We start from the raw sequence: 23,749 nt of genomic DNA, 5'->3' as shown, positions 1-23,749 counted from the left end.
GATGGTTTTTTGAGCAAGCCGGTCAAACTGGAAGAGTTGATGGCGACGTTGGAGAAATGGTATTCCCTACGGGCTGAAGCCAGCGGTAGTTAGTAGTTAACGGGACCGAAGTACGTTAATGAGTCCGTTTGTGCTCATCATCCTCAGAGCATACTGGGAAGGTTCTGGTGATGGCATGTTTTTTGAAGATTGTAGGAAGCATCCCAATTGGGATGCCGATGTGTTCCCTATAATTGCCACGTCCTTTCTGGATAAACGCTTCCAAAAGGAAAGAATTAATCGGTTATGAAGATTGCCATCGTGGACGATGATCACCTTTTTCAGTTTATGACCCACAAACTAATTGAGCGAATAGCGCCCGGTCATCAGCTTCTGGGCTTCCAGGACGGTCAGCCTGCGCTGGATTTTATTCAGGCCAACCAATCGCATTTACAGAGGCTACCGGAGTTGATCCTGCTGGATATCAACATGCCCCTCTTAAATGGCTGGCAGTTTTTGGAGGGTCTCAAACAGCTGGAAGCTACTACGTATCGACCCCGCATTTATATGGTTAGTTCATCGATTGACCCGGCCGATGTGTTGAAATCTCAGACGTATGCCCAAGTGAAGGGCTATCTGACCAAACCGCTGTCCAAACAGCAACTCACCGAACTGCTAAGCGACCCAATTAGAGAATAGCCTCCATTTAGTTTACCATCCGAGTACACGTTAGTCCGTCGATTACGACGGATCCTAATCGCCCGATGGATCCAAACCCGGCCCCGGATGCGAATTTTGACTGTCTCACAAAGCTGCGGCATTTAACAGCATCCTAGGCAATAGAGGAAGGCTGGCTACAAAGTACACCGGATGCGAACGATAAAAAAACGGGTGAATCCGAAACCTACTAAAACCGTTAAACAATGGTAAGCCTGAATGAGATTGTAGTACTGTATAACTCGATACCCACTCCCTGCGTGATCCTGAAGCCAGATAAACCGGGCTACACGATCGCAGCGGTAAATCAGGCTTTTTTATCGGCCACCAGTACCGATTGTGGCGCTTTGGTGGGCCGGCCTTTCTTTGACGCCTTCCCCGCCAACCGGGATGATGATGGCAGCAGGACGCTGACTATTCTCCGGGCGTTCGATCATGTTTTAAGTCATAAAACCCCTCATTTGATCAGGTATCACCGGTATGACCTGCCCTCTTCCGAAAGCCATGAAGAGGTGCGTTACTGGAATGTCGAAACGTATCCGTTACTGGATGAAGCCGGTACGATCCACTATATTGTCCAAAGCTCCACCGATGTAACCGCCTTGGTTGAAACCGAAAAAAAACTGGAAGAAAACCGTGTTAAACTGGCCCGGGAACTCACCCAGCGCAAACAGATTGAACACGAACTTAAGGTAAGTAACGAGCGGTATTACTATGTCAATAAAGCCACCGACAATGTAATCTATGATTGGGATATCGCGCTGAATCATATCCATTGGGGAGAGGCTTTCTTGCGCTGGTTCGGCTACACCCCCCACGACCGGTTCCCGCTTGAAAACTGGGCGACAATGGTACATCCGGAGGACATTTCGGCCTTACAAAAGAGTTTGAATAAAACGCTGAAAAATCCGGCGGAGAATAACTGGAAAGCCCATTACCGGTTAAGAAGGTCGGATGATATTGATGTGTTTGTAGAAGAAAACGGGTATATTCTGCGGGACCAGCAAGGTCGTGCTACGCGAATGATTGGCGTGCTGCGCGATATTTCAGAACGAAAAAAAGCCCAGGCCGAACTGGAATCACTGAAAGACACCTACAGTGACCTGTTCCACATGAACCCCCTGCCCATGTGGGTGTATGACCTTGATTCTTTGATGTTTCTCGACGTCAATCAATCCGCCATCGCCCATTACGGCTATACGAAGGAGGAATTTTTATCAATGTCCATCCTCGATATCCGGCCAAAGCAGGATGCGGAGCTCTTGGTAAGTGCCATCCGGAAGGAAGTCAATTATGGGGTTTTTCACTCCGCTGAAATGCGCCATGTGAAGAAATCCGGAGAAGTTATCCAGGTTCACACCCGGGGTAACTCCATCCGGTTTGGCCCCCTAAAGGCCCGAATCGTGGTCGCTATTGATATTACCGAAAAAATAAAGGCCGAACAGGCCCTCATCAACAGGGAACGACGCTTCAAGACGCTCATTCAGGAAGGCTCGGATCTGATTGCGATTATTGACATGGACGGTTACTGTAAATACGTAAGCCCGAATATCGAGCGCCTGTTAGGAATTGCCCCGGAGGATTTTATCGGGTATAACTCCTTCAGCTTCATTCATGAAGCGGACAGGCCATTTCTTATCGAGCAATTCCAGGTGTTGAATAGCAAAAAACAGCACACTGTTACTCCCTTCCGCTATGTTGATAAACAGGGAAAAACCCATTGGGTTGAGATGGTAATCACCGACATGCGGGATGATGAGGTCATTGGCGGCATCGTGTGCAATTCCCGCATCGTCACCGAGCGAGTCGAAAACGAATTAAAGATCAAAGAACATCTGGACCGGTACAACGTTGTCTCGAAGGCCACCAGCGATGCCATCTGGGACATTGACATGGTATCCAAGAAACTGGTATGGAATCATGGCATAAATGATTTGTTTGGCTATGAAGATGTAGAGAACGATTACCAGTGGTGGCATGATCATGTTCATCCGGAGGATGTGAACCGGGTGGCCGAAACGGTCGATGATAGCATCCAAAACAAGATCCCCCGGTGGACTAGTGAATACCGCTTCCGGTGTGCAGACGGTAGCTATAAGCACGTATTTGACCGGGGCTTTTTGATATTCGATGACCCAACGGGACAGCCGGTGCGAATGATTGGCGCTCTACAGGATATCACCGAAAAAGTGGCTTATACGAAAGCCGTTGAAGCGCATAACGTACAGTTAAGGGAAATTGCCTGGACCCAGGCCCACCTGGTCCGGGCTCCCCTAGCGGGCATCTTAGGATTGATACCGTTGCTAACTGATCCGGAAAATGATGAGCACACCCGGCAGACCGCCCTATCCTATCTGCTTACGTCGGCTCAGGATCTGGACGAAATCGTAAAAGATGTCATCAATAAGAGCTATAAAGCGCTAAAAAGTTCCTAATCAAAAGGTTAGCCCAGGCAGGGAGATGCCGCTAAAAGCCGGTCAACACGTTCAGGCCACTAAGGCGGTAATGCCCCGTCCGAGCGACGTTTCACGGTCCAATGGGAAGCACTTTCTGTCAGTAGATGTCCAGTTACTACTCTTTGTGGAAATCAGAACTTTGGTTGACAAGTAATCCATTCGATTTTTTACTTTGTCATTATCATGAGTCCGAAAGAACAATCTGACATCCGGCGTAATCAGAGCGCCGAAAAACAGGCCCTAGATTACCCGTTCCACCAGTGAATCCCAAGAGGGAAAACGGCCGGGTTGGAATAATTTATCGCACTAGTTGTTTTATCCTGGCGGCGACCTCATCCGATAGCCGCCAGGATAAAACAAACTCTAAAGGGGGATGGCCATCAAGGAGCTTTGACCACCTTGATATTTTGGGCCCTGGTCCCCTCACCAACTCGTAAAATATAGGCTCCTGCGCCTAGCTGGCTGCCCACGGGCACCATCTGCTTATCACCTGTCGTCACGCCCTGCCACACCCGGCGGCCCAGCAGATCATACAACTCCACCGGCTGCGAACCGGACTGCGCCCCTTTCGGCTCAATGGTGAATGACTCGGTGAAGGGGTTGGGGAAGACCCGGACTGATCTGGAATCTGACTCAGCGTCAGCGGCCAGCCGGGCCGGAGGGGATGATCGAATGACTTGAAAATTGATGGTTTTTGAAATATGCGCTTTACCCGTGCCGTTGGGACCTGAGTAGGGCGTCGCCGTCAACGTATAGGAACCGACCTTAGGCGTCCAGGGGCGGTAGTCGCCATCATCATCCTTGAAGAGGGCATACGGTGCTTCGTTCTCAATCTGGGTCAGTGTCTGGGCACCGTTTAATTGAAAGACCACCGAACCGATTGAGCTAACCCCGGCGTTGGGAATGGTATTGGCCCGGATGTTATAAATAGGAGAGGAGGTGCCGGCTAGATCCAGAACCGAACCGTCTGACATATCATAGAGGGTGCTACCCCACATTGCCTCAACTAAGGAAAAGTTCTTAATCGAAATCAGGTCGATCACCGTAAAGCTGACTTTATAGGGTGCACCGGCCGTACCCGTGCCGTTGGGACCCGAGTAGGGGGTGGCCATTAGCGTATAGTTGCCCGGGGCCGGTGTCCAGTTCTTAAAGTCGCCGTTGTTATCCTCAAACAAGGCGAAAGGCGCCGAGTTCTCAATGTGGGTGCGCGACTGCTGGCCACTCAACTCAAAGACCACCGAACCGGGGGGAGTCGTTTTGAAATTAGCCTGAATGTTTAGCTTGCGGGTTGAAAAGGCGGCCAAGTTGACCTCTTTGCCTTCCGTGCCTTCCTCCTCAAGGGGCGCAAGCACCTGATCAGTGTCAGCATTGATTATATCGAAGTTAGTAATCGCCGTAGCATCTAGTTCATAAAAGGCGATGGTTACCGAACCATTCTGGAATTGGGTACCGCGCTCGCTGCCCGGTGTGATGGTTGTATTCGTGCCCGTGGGACCAACGTAGGAGTAGCCACCATGACTGGTGTAGTTTCCGGCACCGAAATCGTTTCCGCCCCCTGTGCCACCCCCATAGCCACCGCCGCCCCCACCGCCAGAAAAGCCATTTAACCCGGCTGCACCCCCGCCGCCGAAGCCCGCGCCCCCATCGGCTATATTGTTATAACTGTATCCGCCGGGGCTGATCTCAAATAGCTTGGCCTGACCACCACCTCCACCGGCTAGCCAAGGTTCCCCACCATGTCTTTGATCATAAAATCCTCCCATGTAGCCGGGTCCATCTAGGCCGCCGCCACCTCCACCACCTTCCCCACCCGATGTATAAACCGGAGAACCACCACCGCCTCCATTGGCTGGTCCTAGTCCCTTACCCCCACCACCGGGATATTCATAGCTACCTCCGCCGCCGCCCCCGGCGGCCACTAACAAGGAGCGGTTGCCAAAATATTCCTCTATGCTCACGGCTGACCCCCCGCCGCCGCCGCCGAAACTGTCCTGGTAATAGCCAGATGAAGTATGCCCGGCCTGCCCCACAATAATGGTGAAAAAGCCTTCGGGTTGAGCTCGCACCCGAAAAGTGGCCTGGACGGTGGACCCACTACCGCCTTTTGTACCGTATTCCCCGCCAGCTCCCCCACCGTCGGCTCCCCGGGCGGTGATGGTTACCAAGTATTGTTTATCCTGGGGGTAACCTTCAAATGGTATACTTACTGTGTACACCCCTGGAGCAGTAAAGCTTTCGGGAGGATAAGCAGGCGTCTGCGCGTGCGCCGAAAAACTGGCTGCCAGCAGCAGCCAAAACGTAAAGAAGTGTTTCATACATCAATCAGGATAGGGTGAAAAACAAAAAAGCTTGTCTGCTACCTTGCTTACTAGCAAAGTGCAGTAATTTATTGATTTGTTAACATATAAAGGAAGGGGAAATTCCCCTAATTAGGAAACGAAATTTAACAAATCGCCCGATCTATAATGCCGGGCGATTTGCTGACGCTATAGGATATACGTATCTAATTTATCCAAGCACCTTAGCATTCTTCATAACATTGGCCTTTTACTATCGAAGTCTTGTGTTATCCTGAAATATCCTTACACGAATGGTCCCGTTGGCCCAGGCAACTGCTTAGCAGTATCTTAAGGCGCTCAAACGCATCGGCCTTATTCAGGGCGAGATTAACCCGCCCCGTGTTTGCTACTGCTTCAACGAAACCGTATGGAGTAAGCTCGCCGGGCCTTTGGCTCGTTGTTTGACAGTTATATAAGAGCTGCGGCCTGCTGCTAGTACCGCACTGTTGTTCTCAAGGATCCATTTCGTTTCCCTTAGGGAATTTTCAGCAGCTTCTGACGCTGAAAGCGGGGCCCCTCTCCCACCTCGAGAAGATAAATGCCGGGTGCTAAGCCCGCGCCCAGCTGGATCAACTGCTGCGATTCGACTCGCTGCTCATAGACTTTGCGACCCACCCCATCATAGAGCACCACGGACCGCGCTCCATCGGCTGGCCCTGCCTGCTCGAGCGTGAAGGAGTCCTTAAACGGATTGGGATGCACCTGTAAACCCCTCTGTTGGCCCTCTACGCCTAGCCGACTCCCCGCCGGTTGGTCAATCACGGTAAAGCTGATCGTCAGCAAAGCACCTTGTGAGCCCCCTGCTGCCGCCTGGCTGAAAGGGGTTACGCTTAAACTGTACCGACCCAGGGGCGGAGTCCAGCCCCTGAAGCTGTGATCCGTATTCCCAAACAAGGTAAAGGGAACCACTGATTCCGTCTGCGTTCGGTGCTGCACTCCATCCAGGTTAAATCGTACACTTCGGGTGCCGGCACTGGCCTGGGCCTGAATGGTCAACACACGGGTCGGCAAAGCATCTAGGTTCACTACCTGTCCATCCGTTAATGGCTCGACTATGTTCCCATTGTCGGCGTTCAGCAGCTGCAAGCCCAGGATTGCCGGTGAATTGATGACCGTGAAGTGTAGCAAGAGGGATTGTCCGGCTGGGCCGCTGGCATTCAGCCCCGCATAAGGTGTTACTTGCAAACGGTAACTTCCTGCGATCGGCTTCCACCCCTTAAAGGTTCCGGGCGGGAAATCGCCCAACAAGGCATAAGGCGGCACCGACTCGACTTGCGTATGGCTCTGAGGGCCACTTAGAACAAACTTTACACTAACCGTTGTTGCGCTGGTGTTAGCCTGGATGCTAAACGTAGCCGAGGCAGAAAAGGAGCGAAGGTCGATTTGGGCGCCATCCGTCAGGGGACCGATCAACTGCCCATCACCGGCGTCTATCAGACTGACATCAACTACCGAGGGGAGGCTGGAAGTAGGACAGTTGTAAAGCAGCGAAAGTGTATTACTTTCGTTGTTGGCCACCACCAGATCGGACCGATGATCACCATCCAGATCCCCTACCGCTACTTGCTGGGGACTAGCCCCCACTTCAAAGCTAGTGATTGGCCCAAACTCCCCTTGCCCCTTGCCCAGCAACACCCCCACGTAGTACGGATCGGAAAAATTACCACCGTGGGTAACGGCCAAATCAAGCAAGGAGTCACCATTGAAGTCCGCCACCGCAATGGATCCGGGTCGGTAGCCGACGTTAAAAAATTTACCCTTTCCCAACCCACCCTGCCCGTTGCCAAACAGGACCGATACATTTTCGCTGCTGTATCCGTTGGTTGACACGGCTACGTCAGGCCGGGTATCCCCGTTAAAGTCGGCCACAGCCACCGAGTTCGGGTTTCGGCCATATACTTGGTAGCAGACGGCGGGGGCAAAGCGGCCCTGTCCCTGGTTGAGCAGCACCGAGACGGTATTGCTGGTGTAGTTAACGACGGCTAAGTCACCCAACTGATCGGCATTGAAGTCGCCCACGGCAATGGCCTGAGGCCGTTCACCCACCGCTAAGTTGATGGCCTTTGTAAAGGCTCCCTGACGATTACCCAGCAGCACCGAGACGTTATTACTTCCGCGGTTGGCTACGGCAACATCCAACCAGCCATCCTGGTTAAAGTCACCACTGACCAGGGCACCAGGGGCCAGGCCATCAACGGGATGAGAAATGGTTTGGCTAAAGCTTCCTTGACCGTTGTTGAGCAGCAGGGTAACGGTGTTACTTCCGCTATTGGTCACCGCCAGGTCCGGCCGACGGTCCCCATTAAAGTCGCCGATGACCACGCCGGCAGGGCGATGACCCGCGGTATTCAGATTTAAAGCCGGTAGGAAACATTGTCCCCACCCACTGCCCCACAGGCCGATAACCAACAGACCTGTTTGGCCATAGCGCGTTATGGAATGGCGCCAATGGACCGTTAAGAAAAAAGAAAGTCGGTGTACCCGCACCAGCGCAGCACCCATCCGGAGTAGCGATTGTCTCATGAGGGTAGGAATTTAATAGGTCATTAAAAGCCAGCAGGGATAACGTTTAAAGTGCAGCAAAGGGATAGAAAGACCCTTGCAAAGCAGGCGGCCCAACGGCCACACAAGCAGTGAATGGTGTGATTCAGCAGCTTGTCAGACCCGTTTACGATATGATATGTTAAACCGTCCTTAATGGATCATTAATCTAACCATTGGACGGCCACCAAAGCGATAAAACTTTTAATTAATGACTGGCAAAAAAGGGTGCTCCTAGCAGGTTAGTAAACACCGGGATTAATTTTGACGGGTGTTTAAATCGTATGTCTAAAACATACAAACCTCAAATCACTATCAAGTTAATATAATTTTTTATTATTTAATTACAATAGCCAATACCGTTTTATCAACGTTTGACCAACATTCTACAAAAGTAAAAATGCATTTGGCAGACTGACTTTACATATTTCAAGGTCAAGGGCTGGGGTTGGTACTATCTCTCAACGGTGCTGGATGACTACGGCCCCGGCCGCCCGGTCTCGCTATATTCTAGCTTGGGAGCTATGCCCTGGGATGCAGGCGGTAGAAGTGGAGCGGACCGTGCAAGCAGCTTTGAAAGCTAGTAGTTTGCGTGCAGATCAGCGGTCTCGTATGCTGACGGACAACGGCTCAGCTTACGTCTCGCAGTATTTGAAGGGCTATTTGAAAGGGGAAGGAATAACTCACATTCGGAGCGCTCCTTTTCATCCAATGACCCAGCCGGGCGGATTTCTATAGTACGTTTGACCTGTGTTGCAACAAGAACTCAAAATGGCAGTAATTAGCCTGCCAGATGAGCACCCCGTGTAGGGAAATCCGAGATTTCTATAGCCAACCCTGCAGACCATGTTCCAATCTACACGGGTGAATTTTTTAAGCCTCGTCGGATGGCCGATGCCACAGTTCAATTGGTGCAAAACCGTGTATGCTATGCTAGGGTCCAAAAATTCATTGCTCCTTTCCCCTTTTGTTTCACTAAACACTGACCGTAATGAAAAACTATGTCGGAATTGACGTTGCCAAAACAAGCTTAGCCGTAGCCTACTCATTACCAACTGGTGGCTGGACAAACACTACTTTTGCCAATACGCCGGATGGTATTCGCGGCCTGATTAAACAATTGCCGACTCAAGCTCACTGCATTTTGGAAGCGACGGGTTCCTATTCTGTTTTAGTGACGTATATGCTCTGTCAGGCAAGCATCGACATCTCGGTCATCAACCCCAAACAGATCGGCCCGCCGAAGCGGCCACAACTTCTCTAAAATGCAGATGTCGGTAACCAGGACCGATCCACGAGATGCGGTGTTGTTAGCTGAGTATGGCCGACTCATTCAACCTCCTCTCTATCAGATGGCTGCCGATAGCTTGCTACGGCTTCGTCAGAAAAGAACCTTGCTTCGCCAGTACCATAAACAACGCAGGACTTTGCTGAATTTATAACATTCGTTTGGGGTTTTACCCGTCAAAGACTTCTCTACCGAGCAGAGTTTACAGACGATGATTGACTCTTTTGAAAGGGCAATCATCGACTTACAGCAGGAAGTCTGTCAACTCTGCGAAGCCGAATATCACGAGCAGTACCAGGGTTTACTATCCATCAAAGGGATATCCCACAAGGTGGCCACGGCCTTACTTGAAGCCACCAATGGCTTCCAAGCCTTTCAGTCGGCTAAAGCAGTGGCTAAATTCATCGGCCTAGCTCCGACCACGTTTCAATCGGGTAAGATGAGTACCCACCGTGGCATTTGTCGAACCGGTGATTCTCACCTTAGAGGCCTGCTTTATGTCGCTAGTTGCGGGGCCGCCCGGCGGTCGGCCATTCGGTGCAATAGAGCCTGTCGAGAGTTTTATCAACGCTTGAAGGCCGCCGGTAAACCGTCCAAGTTAGCCTTGATCGCCGTTGCCAACAACGGGGCCGCCCGGCGGTTGCTTCGTCAGGCGTTTGCCTTGGTTCGGTTTGGCGAGAACTTTAATGATAATTATCAACCAAAATTTCGTGCAGCCCCTTGCATTTGAATACAGTTCATGGTCTATGCAAGAGAAAGGGGATAGAATTTGTCGTATTTTTCTCCACGCCTTACCACTGCGTAAATACGATGAATCAACCGCCGGGCGGCCCCGTTATTGCGTACAGCGTTGATAACGGACATTTTACTTTTACCTTCACTTACTTTACGCTGATAGTATTCTCTTAATTCCCCTTTCACACGGATAGCAGAAATAGCTCGGCACAGGCCGCCCTGCTAAATGAAATAGGCTCTTGAGTCGTTTACGAGCGTGCTGGCTGACTCTGAGATGGTCCATTTTTGCCGGACAGTCTAAGTGCTTAACTTAGCTGTATCATGAGCCAAAACAAATCCGTGCGGATGCCTCGTCGAAACGGGGCTGCCCGAGCAGTATGATGAAGATTTCAAAAAAGAAGCTGTTCGTTTAGCTTCTGCAGGTGATCGAACCGTTGGCGATGTGGCCCGTTCACTGGGCATCTCCGAAAACCTGCTCTATCGTTGGAAAGGGGATAAAAAAACCAACCCACCATCCAATTGCACCGTAGCTATCGAGGAATATGAGCGGGTCCGGGAACAACTTCGTCGTGTTGAGCAGGAACGCGAAGTCTTAAAAAAAGCGTTGGCCATTTTCAGCGGGGCTGCCCAAGCCGGATGACCTGACGGTGGTATACAAGCTAGTTACTGAATTGAGTAACCATCACCCGATTCAAATAATCTGCAACGCATTGGATATCAGTCGAAGTGCTTACTATGCCTATCGAAAGGGTCTGAGCCATCATGCATCTGAAGAGAAACGAAAGCTCATTGTTGCTCTGCAGGACAGTTTTGCCGATCACCGTCGTCGATATGGTAGTCGTCGATTAACCCCTGACTTACAAGAGCAAGGTTATGCGGTGGGACGGCATCAGCTCCGGCGGCTGATGCGCCAGCAAGGATTGGTAGCCATTCAGCCTCGAAGCTTTATTCCTAGAACGACAGACAGTCGCCATAGCGGCCCTTTTAGCCCCAATCTGTTAGTAAATAGTCCGCCCCCTAGTGCACCAGGGTGGGTACTAGTCGGGGATATTACGTATATTCCTTTAATCAATGGAGAATGGGCTTACTTGGCAGCCTGGATGGATCTGTGATTGCAGGCTGGCATATTGAACTACATATGGAAGAGTCTTTAGTCCATGAGGCCTTGAAAAAAGCTTTACTGCGTCGTAAACTGAATCCGAATGCGATCATCCATTCTGATCGGGCCGGCGGCCGGGGCCGTGGTCAGTATATTGGCAAGTCATTCCGCAATACCTTACTTACTAATCAAATCCAACAGAGTATGACGGGGCCGCCCGGCGGCCGACCCAAGGATCCGTACGACAATGCGTTTATGGAATCTTGCCGCTTCGGCGGGCCGATGGTCCAGGCTGAAAGCTGAATTATTGGAAAATGGAGCTTTCCGTTCACTGGAAGATGCTCGAATTGAACTGTTCGATTACATTGACGGGGCAGCCCGCGCTGTGCTATTACAATGGCACAGGCCACCCTGCGCAAACGACGGCACAGCGCCGGCTGCCCGGTCGTCGCTGGGCTATCTCAGCCCTGAACAATATGAGAAACAATATTACTTAACTTTAAATCAGAACTTGCATAAGTGACTGTCCGGCAAAACTGGACCACCTCAGCCTACATAAGCGGACTACGGCAGAAAAATAATTGCAGAAACGTAGAACGACCAACCCACAAAACCTACAAAAGTGCCTTAACAGTGAGTAAAGGAGGAGTCAGGTAATGTTCTGCTGGGTGGTTAATTGATACGCGTTTGCCAGACGCAGTCCCTTGGAACTTGGATACGCCCGTTTAAAGAATGGATGTGTTCTTTACTTAAATCCCTGATTTTATGAGCTTAGTGCATGGCGGTACTGTTCTTGAAGTTCACGAATATACTGCCGGACGGGCTGACCATCGAAGGCTTCCAAGGGTAAATCCAGACGCTGGCCTTTTTCAGCCAAAAAAGCCGAGAGCAGGCTGCCTCCGCTCGCCACAAAATGGTTTAGTGCCTCCAGATGGTCCTCCAGCTCAGGGCTGCAAAAGCCATGGGTGGAAATTTCTCCACTGGTAGAAACAGAAGAAAAGAATAGCCACATACCTCTACAAGCTTTGATGGTGCATGGAGTCTGTTAGGTGGTTAAGACCAGCTGATACTGCTCCTGCAAGTTCAACACGTGATCAGCGATGGGCCAGCCATCAAAGGCTTCAATGGGCAAGTCCGTGCGGTGGCCTTCGTCATCAATCAGATAGGCCGCTACTAAAACCTTGCCAAAGGCAACAAAGCTGTTTAGGGTATCCAGGTGGATTTCCAGTTGGTCAGCATAGAGCGTGTGCGGCAGCACCTCTCCATCAGAAGATAAGTAGGAGAAATAGAGGAACATTGATAGTAGGGATAGGCGAGGGCGAAAAAACGCGGACAATCACCAACATTTCAAGCAGAAATGAGGGAATGGGGCAAATACTTATTGAAAGCAATCGCCTGGCCAACCCCTGTCTCTCACTTGGTGCGAGCAATACCAGAAAATAGGGTAATGGCCAACTAGGTCGAAGTTAGATAATCTAATGTTGGTAGCAATGCGGGCAGCCTTCCTTCCGGATCAGATAACTATATTCCAAGAAGCAAGAAAAAACTTGGCTATGTGGACAAAGATTTTTCTAATAAGTCATTGAAATACAGCGAGTAACCTTTTAATAGCTATAGAATGGAGGAGCTATAAAGGTTGGGAAGGATTGTTCCTCTTCAAATTCTCAATATCGCTCATGTCTTTGGGCCTTCCCATAGATTCTTTGTCCAAAATTAAATCGTCGAAGCTTATAAGCGAAATTTCGACACCTTCTGAATAAAAAACTTCTTTCTTCGCGAAGGATTGCACAAATTTTAGTGGTGCCTTGATGTACGGCAAAATATCGAGACTGTAATCGGGGAAGTCTAATTGAAAATTTGAACGTCTTGGATCGGGGGCCTGCTCTTCTCTATATTCCGAAACATCTTTTCCAAGCGCCTCTAATGAATTGAGCAAATTGAAATAATTTGGATATGTTGGATTGTACCAAAAGTCTAAGTCTGGTTTGTCGACGACCTGCCCGCCTTTATTAATGGATTTTCTGTAATACCCATGGAGCGCAACAGCCGTTCCTCCAACTACTAAGTATTCTACGGAGTTTCTGTTAAAAACATTGCATATATGGCGAATAATAGCACTATAATCCATACAAGTGGTTTCTATCCATATTCTCCGTAGTAGTTGATGTAGCTTTAGATCTTAAATAATCTTGTCGCAAAAGGTTCATAGAAGACTCAAAGCTACTATGGCGCTCCTTTGATCTGGCTGAATTCCTATCAATCGGTTTTGAGTTTTCTTTCAATTCCTCAACAGTGCTATAGCGATTTATATCATTCATGGCCAAAGCAGTTTTTCAATATTTTTTGCCGAATATACGTATATAGTATCATTGATACCAATATTATAACATAAAGTTGCTGGTAATGGTTTGAAAGATAGGGTACTATGGTATAGCCTCTTGGAGCCACTGTACCAACCCCTTGAAGTTGCTACTTTCTTTTTCTACCCTTTTGTCTACTTTAGGCTGACGACGTACAGTAAAGTGTACAACCGCTTCAGTGCTGGCAAGTTCACCGTTTGGTGCTTTGAACCGCGGCTCTATCTATTCCATTGCCCAGGTTCGGTGTGACTCCGGCCTAGGGGAAGCGTGGCACGAAGACAGCAACCTGGAAAAGGAAATGAATACGTTTACCGATTTCATAGCCTGCGCCGAACTACCTGATCAATCAACACTATAACCATTTACGAGATGGTGGCTCTTGCCTAGTGCCAGCCTTGCTGACCAATTACTCACCTTACTCCGCCGGATTTTGGCACTATTATGGATGGCACTATGACAATCTGAGTAAAGGCCAGCTCACCAAGCGAACAAAGATGAAAAAAGACATTACCATCCTGATCATCGAAGACGATGCCTTCCATCAAAAACTGTTAACCTACCAATTAACAAAGCATGGCTACCGGGTCAGCACGGCCCATGATGGCCAGCAGGCCCTCGCTGGGTTGCAGTCCGGGGTCTATGTACCGGATCTGATCCTGATGGACATGCAATTGCCCCGCCTGAGTGGCTTGGAGGTGTTGCGGGCGCTGAAGAACTCGGCCTTTGCTTCGCCGGTAATCCTCATGTCAGCCGCCGAATGGCCCTGGAGCCACCAAGACTTGGACCAGCCCGATGCCTTTTTACTGAAGCCCTTACGGATGGAGAAGCTGCTGGATACTCTGGAACTGTTGCTGCGGCCTGCGGTGATCGAACATGACGCTTATACCGAGTTTAGGAAATAGCGTCCCCCTTTGTCTCCGACGGATGATACATTGATGTAGGAAGTGAAAAAGGCTTTATTGACCGCGGAACAACCGCTGGGATTTGGCCTGTAACATTTGTAAATTTTCTAAAGACCTTACTAGCGTTCTCGTTCCAAAGTCGGGACCGTTGTAGGCCAAGGCCTTCTTGAACTGGTAGCTCGACACCTTGAGACTAACGTAGGGCTGCCTTGTTTGTTGCTTAAACTCACTAATTCTTGAGCATAGACTTGGAAAACGCTACTACTCAAAATGAAAACTACAATTTTGTGAACCATAACTATTATCTGGTATATAAAGGATTATTATATAACAATGATAGTGAATAATTATTCCTTTTCGAAAATTCATCCGTTAATCTTACCGTCTCATCCCAGAACGCAATTAGGCGACAGTTGCCGCACCGATGTCGGAATCTCAATAATGTAAGCTGGTGCTATTGCAAATTCATGGAATAAAGAACATGCGCAGCAAGTAACCACTATATACTTGATCTCAAAAAAGGCTCTTACGTTAGAATGAAATTACTTTCACAGGTCCCGGCTGTGTTTGGGACAAGCGTAAAATGTAAGCAGCAGTTTGTGAACCAACATGCTGATCCAAAAGAGGGGGATATCGGCCCAAAAAATGGTAAGGTCAGAAAGTTATGAATTGTTGATGAAGACCGGTTCCTTCTTTCGTTCCCTTTCCCACAACATTTGTGTGTCTTAGCCTCCTATTAGTTGGACAGTTCAGCTAGAATGGTTATGTCACATACGGCTATTTTCTGGGCTAGCCAGGTCAATAAACAAGCATATTGGTCAGTAGTGTTGTGTAGCGAACCAATTCGATCAGTGATCCTGCTTCATTAAACACTCTCAGCGAGCGACGAAGAAATTTTCTGGGTCTTCTTCATAAATGAGGTATTTAGGGAAACGGATAAGACAAGCGTGTTCAGCCTGAGGTTTCTGACTTTCCCTTACAGAATGCACATTGCTACTCCCCGGTCAGATCCATGAAGGCCGCCACTTAATCCGAACGCTCCTGTATCAACTGCCCGCATTTACAGATACAGCTTCAAATACGGCGCGGTGCGGCTACCGGCGTGCTGCGCCACGTCCAGCGGCGGTCCCTGAGCCACCACCTGGCCTCCTTCATCGCCCGCTCCCGGTCCCATGTCGATGACCCAGTCACTAGCCCGAACGACCCGCATGTTATGCTCTATCACGATAACCGTATTGCCACCTGCCACCAGCTTGCGAAGCTGACCCAGTAGCTTGTCCACGTCGGCCGGATGCAGGCCCGTCGTGGGTTCGTCGAGGATGTACAGCGTGGAACCGTTGTTGGTGCGCTGCAATTCGGTCGCCAGCTTGATTCGCTGGGCTTCCCCGCCGGACAGCTCCGTGGCGGGCTGTCCCAGTCGCAGATACCCCAGCCCCACTTCGCCCAGCGCCATCAGGGAGCGCAAAACCGTCGGTTCTTCCTTAAAAAAAGCGAGCGCTTCGTCAACCGTGAGGGCCAGCACCTCGGCGATCGTTTTGTCCCGGTAGCGGACCTCGAGGGTCTGGTCGTTGTAGCGGGCGCCGTGACAAACCGGACAGGGTTTATAAACACTGGGCAGAAAGAGGAGCTCAACCATCACAAACCCTTCCCCCTGACAGTGTGGACAGCGACCTTTCGCCACATTGAACGAAAACTGGCCGGCATCGTAGCCCCGCTCGCGGGCCATCGTCGTGGCGGCAAACAGTTTCCGGACGGCGTCAAAAAGGCCCGTGTAGGTGGCCATGTTGGAGCGGGGCGTGCGGCCAATGGGCTTCTGATCGACCCGGACCAGGCGCTTAAGGCGCTCCAGGCCACGGGTGATTTTACCGACCGTCGTAACCGGTCGCTCCTCCTCCATCGAATTTCCTTCGTCTTCGTCAATCAGTGACTGCCCCAGATGGGCCGCCACGAGTTCGACCAGCACCTGACTGATCAGACTGGACTTGCCCGAGCCCGACACACCGGTCACCGCCGTCAGCAGGCCCAGGGGGATGGCTACGTCCAGCGCCTGCAAATTATTCCGGCTTACCCCAACTAGCTGAAGCCAGTCCGAAGGAGGAAGGGGGCGCGCTAAGGAGCCTTTTTCCGAGGCAAACAAATAGGGTCGGGTCTGCGATGCGTTGATGTGGGCCAAGCCCGCTGGGGGGCCGCTGTACAAAATTTGCCCTCCTAGTTCACCCGCCCCCGGTCCGACATCAACCAGCCAATCGGCCTGCCGGATCACATCTAGATTATGCTCGACCACGAACAGCGAATTACCGGCCTGCTTCAAGCCCGCCAGCGCGGAGAGCAGCGCTTCGGTATCCGAAGGGTGCAGACCCGCCGAGGGTTCATCCAGCACGTACACCACCCCAAACAGATTCGAATACAACTGCGTGGCCAGCCGCAGCCGTTGCAGTTCACCCGGCGAGAGCGTGGGCGTACTCCGTTCCAGGGACAAATACCCCAACCCCAGTTGCAGCAACACCTGAAGACGGGCAACCAGATCGGCGGTGATCCGGCGAATCACTTCCGCCCGCTCGGGCTGGACTTCTTTCGGATCTTCGGTATAGGGTTGAAGCAGCGTCGTCAGGCGCTTGAGGGGGAGTTCGGACAGGTCCGTAATATGCAGCCCCGCAAAGGTGACGGAGAGCGATTCGGACCGCAACCGTTTCCCGTGGCAGGTTGGGCAGCGGGTTTGGAGCATAAACGCCGAGACCCGTTTTTTCATCAACTGACTTTGGGTATTGGCGAAGGTATGCAGCACGTGCCGCCGGGCGCTGCTGAACGTCCCCATGTAATCGGGCGGCTCCTTACGTTCAAGGGCCCGGCGGGTTTGCTCGGGGGTGTAACCGGGATAAACCGGAACAACGGGCTGCTCCTCGGTGAATAAAATCCAATCGCGTTGCTGGCGGGGAAGCTCCCGCCAGGGCTTATCGACATCGTAACCCAGCGACACCAGAATATCGCGCAGGTTCTGACCGCCCCAGGCTAGCGGCCAGGCCGCCACCGCCCGCTCCCGGATGGTGAGCGAAGGGTCAGGCACCATTGACTCCTCGGTAACCTCGTAAATGCTGCCCAAACCGTGACAGGTTGGGCAGGCCCCCTCGGGTGTATTGGCCGAAAAGGATTCCGCGTACAGAATTCCCTGGCCCGGCGGGTAATCTCCAGCCCGGGAATACAGCATCCGCACCAGGTTGCTGAGCGTCGTGACACTGCCTACCGACGAGCGGGTGGTTGGCGTACCGCGCTGCTGTTGCAGGGCAACGGCCGGAGGTAAGCCTTCAATGGCGTCGACTTCGGGAACGGCCATCTGGTTGAAGAGTCGCCGGGTGTAGGGGGACACCGACTCTAAATACCGGCGTTGCGCTTCGGCGTAAAGGGTACCGAACGCCAGGGACGATTTGCCGGAACCGGAGATGCCGGTAAACACCACCAGCGCATCCCGGGGAATGGTCACATCGATATTCTTAAGATTATGCTGCCGGGCCCCGCGCACGCGGATGAAGCCCTGCGGCTGATGTTCAGACGGGAAATTCACTTGGTTCGTAAGCAACTTTTTCTTGAATAACCGATGATGGTGAGGGGTTGTTGGAAGGAGATTCGAGTTTCTGATTCGGTACACGGTTTAAACTTTCTTTTATAAGCTGGAAAGGAGGTGCTTTGTCATTCCGCACCGTCGGACCAATCGGTATGTATGACAAAGCCAGCTCTTCATAAAAACGTTAAATAGCTGCATGGTTTAGAATTGACTCTTTGCAAGGCGGACCGTCCGCCTTACAAGGAGTCAAACCTGCTATTGCGGAGCAAAAACAACCCGCATTCTTGAACAGATCGTAGCCTGTCATGCCCTCATCGAGCGACATTTTGTGCGTCAGCATGAAGCTTGAAGTAAGCTCCCCTTTTTGCAAATGCTCCAGCAAGCGGGAAATGCACCGCTGCCCATGCTGCAGACCCATTCGGAAGGTCAGGGCTTTGTTCATGGCCGCCCCATCGGGATGCTGTCTACCAATCCGCCATAAACGCCAATAATCGAAATGGTTCTGCCTTTGCGACACGCCAGGATGGCTTCCCGCTGCACAATCGGCCGGTCGGATTCCAGCCGGACAAACTGCTTGGTTTTGTCGTAATAATAATCCAGCCCTTCGCTGAGGGCTTCCATGCCCACGCAGTCGATGCAGCGGTCGGCGCCACGCCCGCCGGTCATCTCCCGCAGCGCTTGCTGAATATCGACTTTCGAGAAATCCAGCACTTCGGCTCCGCTGATGTCTTTCGCCATCCGCAGCCGGTCGGGTTCCCGGTCAATGGCAGTCACGCGGGACGCGCCCAGCAGAAAAGCACTTTGAATGGCCATCTGCCCCACTCCTCCGCAGCCCCATATGGCCACTACGTTGCCCGGCTGGATGTCGGCTAAATCCGCAGCCATAAAGCCTGTTGGGAGGGCATCCGACGCAAACACAGCGGCTTCGTCGGGCAACCCTTCGGGAATGACAAAGCAACCCCGGTCGGCATACGGTACACGAATATACTCGGCATGCGAACCGGCATAACCGCCAAAGGCGTGCGAGTACCCGAAAGTCCCGGCCGGTGAACTTTCACCAATTGAAACGCTAAATGATTTACTCCGTAATGGAAGGTTCGGGCAAATAAGCCCAATAATACAAATGACCCTCCCCAGAGCGCCCAAGCTGGTGCTTTCTGCTCAACTAAGTTAGTTAAGGTCAGTACCGCTGGCCACAGCAGAATGTTGCCTGCCAGAAACAAACTATAAACCGTAAGAAGTCGCGTTGGTTGTTGGTCAAATGCAATGAGTTGTTGGGTAAAGAAGAAATCAAACTGGACCCGCAGTAGTTCTGCCATAAGCAGTAACAAGGGCGCAATACTCATTGATATGGCACCCAACCAACGGCCAGGGAACCAAAAGTCCCTTGTCAGAAAGAAATCAATTTTCGTTTGCATCACTATTTTTAGGTGTAACTAAATTATGCAAGATACCTTGCAATGCATATTACACAAGTGGGATTAATAAGATTTTAGTGGTCAGCAAAAAACTTAGTACCAAAGTGGATCAAACTGCATTAGCCTTACAGGAATGGAGCTATTGCAGCGTTGTTACCGAATTTCTAAATAGTGAGCTCAATGACCAATAAATTTTGGTCCAATAAGGGCTTAAACTTTTATCAATAAGTTAACCTACGTGTCGAAAATGAGACCATGTAGTGGCCGCAGCGAGTAACAAGTGACAGTACTGCCCGACCCGGTTGAGACTTTTAGATTAAGTCGTTGAAGGACTCGCGGCAGGGTCGGTTAGTAGCTCGGAAAAAACAGCGTTTAAGCATAGACAATAAAAAAGGCCCTCGACTAAGAGGGCCAGTATAGGACATTACCTATCGTAAACTTATGAGCTTTTGATCATAAAGAACCTTAAGCCCCACCCTCCTTTTCAGGCCACGCTTATGGGACACAAGGAGCGCTGCCACCGTTAAGCGGGGCTCCTTATGTCCCATAAGCTAATTTAGGCTAGTCTTACCTGATGGTACTTTCATATAAAAGTGTAGTAATATATAAGAAGTGCCCTCAGGGGACCTTTAATAATTGGTAAGTAATAGGACCCCTCCCGGTTAGTTAACCGGGAGGGGTTTTTTGGATGGTATTAGAACAATTGGCTGATTAAGTAGTACAATAAGTGGTTGTAAAGTTCCTGACTATCCTAATCTTAACCTAGGTCCCGGCCCCGAATGACCGGGACTTTTTAGTAGAGTTTTAATTACTTGACGTGCAAATAGGAGTTATCAGGATTTCTTGCCCATTTCCGGGCTTTGTTGATCTGGAGCTTCATCGCAAAAGCATGGATGATATCCTCCACTTCGATTCCATGGCGACACCTTTGCGATTTCGTTCTCACGAAATTTTAAGACCGTTTGGTTCGGAACGATTTCAGTTTGCTCGTTCGGATGTCCGCGTCCAAGACCCACTTTCGCCGGCCATCCGAACGAGCAAACCGAAAGATGCGTTCGACGGCATCATGGCAGCTTCGTACGGGTCGAAAGCCGTAACTACTGGCTTCAACCTTGGCTTCCCATTCCGGTTCCAAAGCTTGTATCACCATCGTTTGTAAGCATCGATCTCTGATAACCGGTATCCCCAAAGGTCTTCATTTACTGTTGGCTTTGGGACTATACACTCGGCGGGCGGGTTTAGCTTTCCAAGGTTGATGTTGGCCTAATTCTTCCACCAGCTTTTTGCGTTCGCTGGCCGTTCTGACGACCACCCGATCCACACCTGTGTGTCTTTACCTGTATTAAGTTGAGTAATCCGACGCCCGCTGGTCACTCGGTTAGCGTAACTGCGCAGCATTAACTTCTGTAAGGAACGCACCTTTTGGTAGTTGCCTTCCTGAGCCGCCCGAAAGATGCGGGAACGTAGATTTTTGAGCAACCGGAATGCCTTTTGCCAATCAATGGCATGCCAGTCGGCTGTTGCAGTGCAGGTTCATGACCACCGGAAAAATCGGGCTTCATCCCCCTGACATAGACCGGTTCAGCGGGCAGCGATAGGCTCAGCTGGCGGTTTTGTTCACGATACAGTGGTTGGAGGAGCAGAGTCATTATCTGGAGCGGCCGCTGGCACTGATTGTCCGTTCATTCCAGGCAGGCCAGTTACCCATCGGCCCGCAGTTGCACCTTTGAGGCAACTTCCAGCTACCCTCATCTTATGCTTTTAGTTGAATGTCTAACCGTTACACCAGCCCTTGCGCCAGCATGGCATCTGCCACCCGAACAAAGCCCCCGATGTTGGCCCCCTGTAGATAGCTCATGCGCCCATCCGGCTTCTGTCCATAGTGCAGACACGTTGAATGGATCGTCAACATAATCTCCCGCAATTTTTTGTCCACCTCCTGACGCGACCAGGACAATCGCAGTGAATTTTGCGACATTTCAAGGCCGGAAACGGCCACCCCACCCGCATTCGCTGCCTTTCCGGGAGCATACAGAATATCGTTATGCTCAAATACCTCAATGGCTTCCGGGGTACACGGCATATTCGCCCCCTCGGCTACGCAGCTACAGCCGTTCTTGATCAGCAAGCGGGCGTCCTCCCCATTCAGTTCGTTTTGGGTAGCATTCGGCAAGGCAATATCACAGGGCACTTCCCAAGGTGTTTTTCCTGCGACAAATTCACAGCCGAACCGAGTGGCATACGAGCTGATCCGGCCCCGGGCTACGTTTTTTAAATGCATCAGGTAGGCAAATTTCTCGGCATCAATCCCTTTCTCATCGTAAATATAACCCGATGAGTCGGAGAGCGTGACGACCTTCGCCCCCAGCTCCATGCATTTTTCCAGCGTATACTGCGCCACATTTCCGGATCCGGAAATGACCACCCGTTTGCCCTGGAGCTTCTCATGACGCTGGCGGAGCATTTGCTCGACGAAGTAAACAACCCCGTACCCCGTTGCCTCCGGACGAATTAAGCTGCCACCGTAGCTGGCAGCTTTGCCGGTCAGTACGCCGGTAAACTCATTCTTGAGTCGCTTGTACTGGCCAAACAAATAACCGATTTCCCGGGCTCCTACCCCGATATCGCCCGCTGGCACATCATTGTCTGAACTAATGTGACGAAACAATTCGGTCATAAAGCTTTGACAAAAGGCCATCACCTCGCGGTCGGAACGTCCTTTGGGGTCAAAATCGGCACCACCTTTACCGCCCCCCATGGGAAGCTGGGTCAGGCTATTTTTGAAAATTTGCTCAAAGGCCAGGAATTTGAGCGTACTCAGGTTGACGGAGGGATGAAAACGCAGACCGCCCTTGTAGGGGCCAATCGCACTGTTCATTTGAACCCGGTAACCGCGGTTGATTTCCACTTCACCCTGATCATTCATCCAGGGTACTCGAAAAATAATGACCCGCTCAGGCTCTGTGATGCGCTCCAGAATTCTGGCTTTCCGATACTGTGGTTTATCCTCAATATAGGGAATAATGGTTTCGGCGACCTCCTGGACGGCTTGATGGAATTCATTTTCGCCCGGATTTCGATCGACGATCCAGGACATGAAAGATGGGGCTGAAGTCACTGTTGAAGGGGTTGGTAATCTGAATGATTAACGTATGTTTTGTTGTACGACCAGCTAATATAAGGTATGACGAGCGAAAAACTATATTCTATTTTGGACCGGATCAGTCGTCGTTGCCTATAGATCATATCCCAAGCAACGAAACAGCCGTAAGCTTGCCTGTCCATCAATTTTTAGAAAGGGTAGAAAGGATGCGGGAGAATCAGCACCTCCTAGGCTTTTGAGCCGGCTCAGTTTTAAGGCATACACCTGAGTACGATTGGCTCAGCAAGTCAGTGCAGAAATGAGGTCTGATGCCGAACAGTTCGCAGGATCCGGCCCACGACGGCCTCTAGAATAAGATCTGGGGTGAAAATAGGGATTTGGTGGGTTGCTTTGTTACCTTTATGGCCTTCTGCCCTATACCGCGTCTTATTCCAGCGATGATGATTTCCGTGCTTACTCGTAATCATATAACCCAACTGGGGGCAGGCACCCAGCCCATGCTCTTTGCCCACGGCTTTGGATGCAGCCAGCAGATGTGGCGTTACATTACCCCTGCTTTTGAGCCTAGCCACCGATTGGTGTTGTTTGATTATGTGGGCTCGGGTGCTTCCCAGCTCAGTGCGTATAACCCAGAACGGTATCAAAACCTCAACGGCTATGCCCAGGATGTGCTCGACATTTGTACGGCCCTGGATCTGACGGATCTGATTTTTGTGGGCCATTCGGTCAGTTGCATGATTGGCTTACTGGCTTCGCTGAAGGCTCCCCAACGCTTTCGTCAACTGATTATGATTGGTCCCTCCCCCTGTTATATCAATGATGCAACTGGGTATATCGGCGGATTCGATCGCCAGGACATTGAGGAGCTTTTGCTAACCATGGAGAAAAACTACATTGGCTGGGCCAACTTCCTGGCCCCCCTGATTATCAACTGTACGTCGTCAGCAGAAAGTGGACAACTTAAGTTGGAAAGGGAAGAGAGACTTTAAGCACTTTGGCCTTGCTGGCAAATATAATTTTTCCGGCGTTGTACCAGCGATAGCTGCTTAATTTTTTGCCGTTCCACTAATAATTTTTGCTGGCGGCCCCAGTAAACGTCAGCTGGTGTGACGTTGTCGAGCGATTCGTGGTAGCGATGATTATTATAATAATCGACCCATTCACCGATCCGACTTTCTAACTCACCCGGACTGTAATAATGCTCCAGGAGCAGCACATTTTTCATGGACCGGTGATACCGCTCAATCTTACCC

Annotated in this window: 22 protein-coding genes and 1 pseudogene; 11 read left to right on the top strand and 12 right to left on the bottom strand. The window is 50.8% G+C overall.

The genetic code is table 11. The annotated features are described in order from the left end of the window. The first annotated feature begins 285 nt into the window (after window positions 1–285). Window positions 286–678, top strand: a complete 393-nt coding sequence (locus LX87_RS27815) for a response regulator (RefSeq protein WP_111631577.1) — start codon at window positions 286–288, stop codon at window positions 676–678. Window positions 679–902: 224 nt separating this feature from the next. Beyond that, on the top strand, window positions 903–3,131 hold the full coding sequence (locus LX87_RS27810; protein WP_111631576.1) for a PAS domain-containing protein: 2,229 nt from the start codon (window positions 903–905) through the stop codon (window positions 3,129–3,131). A 401-nt stretch (window positions 3,132–3,532) separates the two neighbouring features. Here the strand turns inward: LX87_RS27810 and LX87_RS29310 are convergent, their stop codons facing one another. Further along, a complete protein-coding gene (locus LX87_RS29310; protein ID WP_170139497.1) occupies window positions 3,533–4,915 on the bottom strand; it encodes a T9SS type A sorting domain-containing protein in 1,383 nt (460 codons plus the stop codon). Between the two features lie 1,050 nt (window positions 4,916–5,965). Next, window positions 5,966–8,014: a T9SS type A sorting domain-containing protein gene (locus LX87_RS27790; RefSeq protein ID WP_111631574.1), complete on the bottom strand. Its 2,049-nt coding sequence runs from the start codon at window positions 8,012–8,014 to the stop codon at window positions 5,966–5,968. 422 nt (window positions 8,015–8,436) lie between these two features. On the opposite strand from LX87_RS27790, the pseudogene LX87_RS27785 reads away from it, so the two are divergent. The 6 genes and pseudogenes from LX87_RS27785 to LX87_RS27760 all read left to right on the top strand — a co-directional run. Further along, window positions 8,437–8,752, top strand: a pseudogene (locus tag LX87_RS27785) (DDE-type integrase/transposase/recombinase); the annotation flags it as partial. Between the two features lie 271 nt (window positions 8,753–9,023). Next, window positions 9,024–9,296 carry an IS110 family transposase gene (locus LX87_RS29230; protein ID WP_229310864.1) on the top strand — a complete coding sequence of 91 codons (273 nt, stop codon included), beginning with the start codon at window positions 9,024–9,026 and terminating at the stop codon, window positions 9,294–9,296. 235 nt (window positions 9,297–9,531) lie between these two features. Next, window positions 9,532–10,050 carry a transposase gene (locus LX87_RS29225; protein WP_229310863.1) on the top strand — a complete coding sequence of 173 codons (519 nt, stop codon included), beginning with the start codon at window positions 9,532–9,534 and terminating at the stop codon, window positions 10,048–10,050. Window positions 10,051–10,419: 369 nt separating this feature from the next. Beyond that, window positions 10,420–10,695 carry a transposase gene (locus LX87_RS27770; protein ID WP_111631572.1) on the top strand — a complete coding sequence of 92 codons (276 nt, stop codon included), beginning with the start codon at window positions 10,420–10,422 and terminating at the stop codon, window positions 10,693–10,695. Window positions 10,696–10,702: 7 nt separating this feature from the next. Next, a complete protein-coding gene (locus LX87_RS29450) occupies window positions 10,703–11,167 on the top strand; it encodes an IS3 family transposase (RefSeq protein WP_374755152.1) in 465 nt (154 codons plus the stop codon). Continuing rightward, entirely contained in the window at window positions 11,134–11,457 is a 324-nt protein-coding gene (locus LX87_RS27760; RefSeq protein WP_146624593.1) for a hypothetical protein, read from the top strand. The genes LX87_RS29450 and LX87_RS27760 overlap by 34 nt, the downstream gene beginning before the upstream one ends. Window positions 11,458–11,917: 460 nt before the next feature. Here the strand turns inward: LX87_RS27760 and LX87_RS27755 are convergent, their stop codons facing one another. The 3 genes from LX87_RS27755 to LX87_RS27745 all read right to left on the bottom strand — a co-directional run bounded on the left by LX87_RS27755 (window position 11,918) and on the right by LX87_RS27745 (window position 13,282). Next, on the bottom strand, window positions 11,918–12,166 hold the full coding sequence (locus tag LX87_RS27755) for a hypothetical protein (protein WP_111631569.1): 249 nt from the start codon (window positions 12,164–12,166) through the stop codon (window positions 11,918–11,920). 33 nt (window positions 12,167–12,199) lie between these two features. Beyond that, a complete protein-coding gene (locus LX87_RS27750) occupies window positions 12,200–12,451 on the bottom strand; it encodes a hypothetical protein (protein WP_111631568.1) in 252 nt (83 codons plus the stop codon). A gap of 330 nt (window positions 12,452–12,781) precedes the next feature. After that, the gene (locus LX87_RS27745; RefSeq protein WP_111631567.1) at window positions 12,782–13,282 is read right to left on the bottom strand and encodes a hypothetical protein; all 501 of its coding nucleotides are present in this window, start codon (window positions 13,280–13,282) and stop codon (window positions 12,782–12,784) included. Window positions 13,283–13,692: 410 nt separating this feature from the next. Between LX87_RS27745 and LX87_RS29445 the strand changes: the two genes are divergently transcribed. After that, the gene (locus LX87_RS29445) at window positions 13,693–13,872 is read left to right on the top strand and encodes a prolyl oligopeptidase family serine peptidase (RefSeq protein ID WP_111631566.1); all 180 of its coding nucleotides are present in this window, start codon (window positions 13,693–13,695) and stop codon (window positions 13,870–13,872) included. A 136-nt stretch (window positions 13,873–14,008) separates the two neighbouring features. Continuing rightward, window positions 14,009–14,416, top strand: coding sequence for a response regulator (locus LX87_RS27735; RefSeq protein WP_111631565.1), 408 nt, complete (start codon window positions 14,009–14,011; stop codon window positions 14,414–14,416). A 1,060-nt stretch (window positions 14,417–15,476) separates the two neighbouring features. Here LX87_RS27735 and uvrA read toward each other — a convergent pair. From uvrA to gdhA, 6 genes are all read right to left on the bottom strand, one after another. Then, window positions 15,477–17,990, bottom strand: a complete 2,514-nt coding sequence (gene uvrA, locus LX87_RS27730) for an excinuclease ABC subunit UvrA (RefSeq protein WP_229310862.1) — start codon at window positions 17,988–17,990, stop codon at window positions 15,477–15,479. A 169-nt stretch (window positions 17,991–18,159) separates the two neighbouring features. Then, window positions 18,160–18,417: a hypothetical protein gene (locus LX87_RS29220; RefSeq protein WP_229310861.1), complete on the bottom strand. Its 258-nt coding sequence runs from the start codon at window positions 18,415–18,417 to the stop codon at window positions 18,160–18,162. After that, complete coding sequence (locus LX87_RS29215) at window positions 18,414–18,860, bottom strand: zinc-binding dehydrogenase (RefSeq protein ID WP_229310860.1); 447 nt, start codon at window positions 18,858–18,860, stop codon at window positions 18,414–18,416. The genes LX87_RS29220 and LX87_RS29215 overlap by 4 nt, the downstream gene beginning before the upstream one ends. Continuing rightward, window positions 18,845–19,393 carry a hypothetical protein gene (locus LX87_RS29210; protein WP_229310859.1) on the bottom strand — a complete coding sequence of 183 codons (549 nt, stop codon included), beginning with the start codon at window positions 19,391–19,393 and terminating at the stop codon, window positions 18,845–18,847. Before LX87_RS29210 ends, LX87_RS29215 begins: the two co-directional genes overlap by 16 nt. A gap of 1,263 nt (window positions 19,394–20,656) precedes the next feature. After that, window positions 20,657–20,872: a reverse transcriptase N-terminal domain-containing protein gene (locus LX87_RS29200; RefSeq protein ID WP_229310857.1), complete on the bottom strand. Its 216-nt coding sequence runs from the start codon at window positions 20,870–20,872 to the stop codon at window positions 20,657–20,659. Between the two features lie 301 nt (window positions 20,873–21,173). Continuing rightward, the gene (gene gdhA, locus LX87_RS27710; protein WP_111631563.1) at window positions 21,174–22,490 is read right to left on the bottom strand and encodes an NADP-specific glutamate dehydrogenase; all 1,317 of its coding nucleotides are present in this window, start codon (window positions 22,488–22,490) and stop codon (window positions 21,174–21,176) included. A 443-nt stretch (window positions 22,491–22,933) separates the two neighbouring features. On the opposite strand from gdhA, the gene LX87_RS27705 reads away from it, so the two are divergent. Further along, window positions 22,934–23,485, top strand: a complete 552-nt coding sequence (locus LX87_RS27705; protein ID WP_111631578.1) for an alpha/beta fold hydrolase — start codon at window positions 22,934–22,936, stop codon at window positions 23,483–23,485. Here LX87_RS27705 and LX87_RS27700 read toward each other — a convergent pair. After that, window positions 23,482–23,749 (bottom strand): integrase core domain-containing protein (locus tag LX87_RS27700; protein WP_146624592.1); only part of this gene is annotated, 268 nt, incomplete at its 5' end. The two genes, LX87_RS27705 and LX87_RS27700, sit on opposite strands and share 4 nt — an antisense overlap.

Source organism: Larkinella arboricola, assembly GCF_003259745.1.
GTDB lineage: Bacteria > Bacteroidota > Bacteroidia > Cytophagales > Spirosomataceae > Larkinella > Larkinella arboricola.
This window is presented reverse-complemented; position numbering and strand designations above follow the sequence as displayed.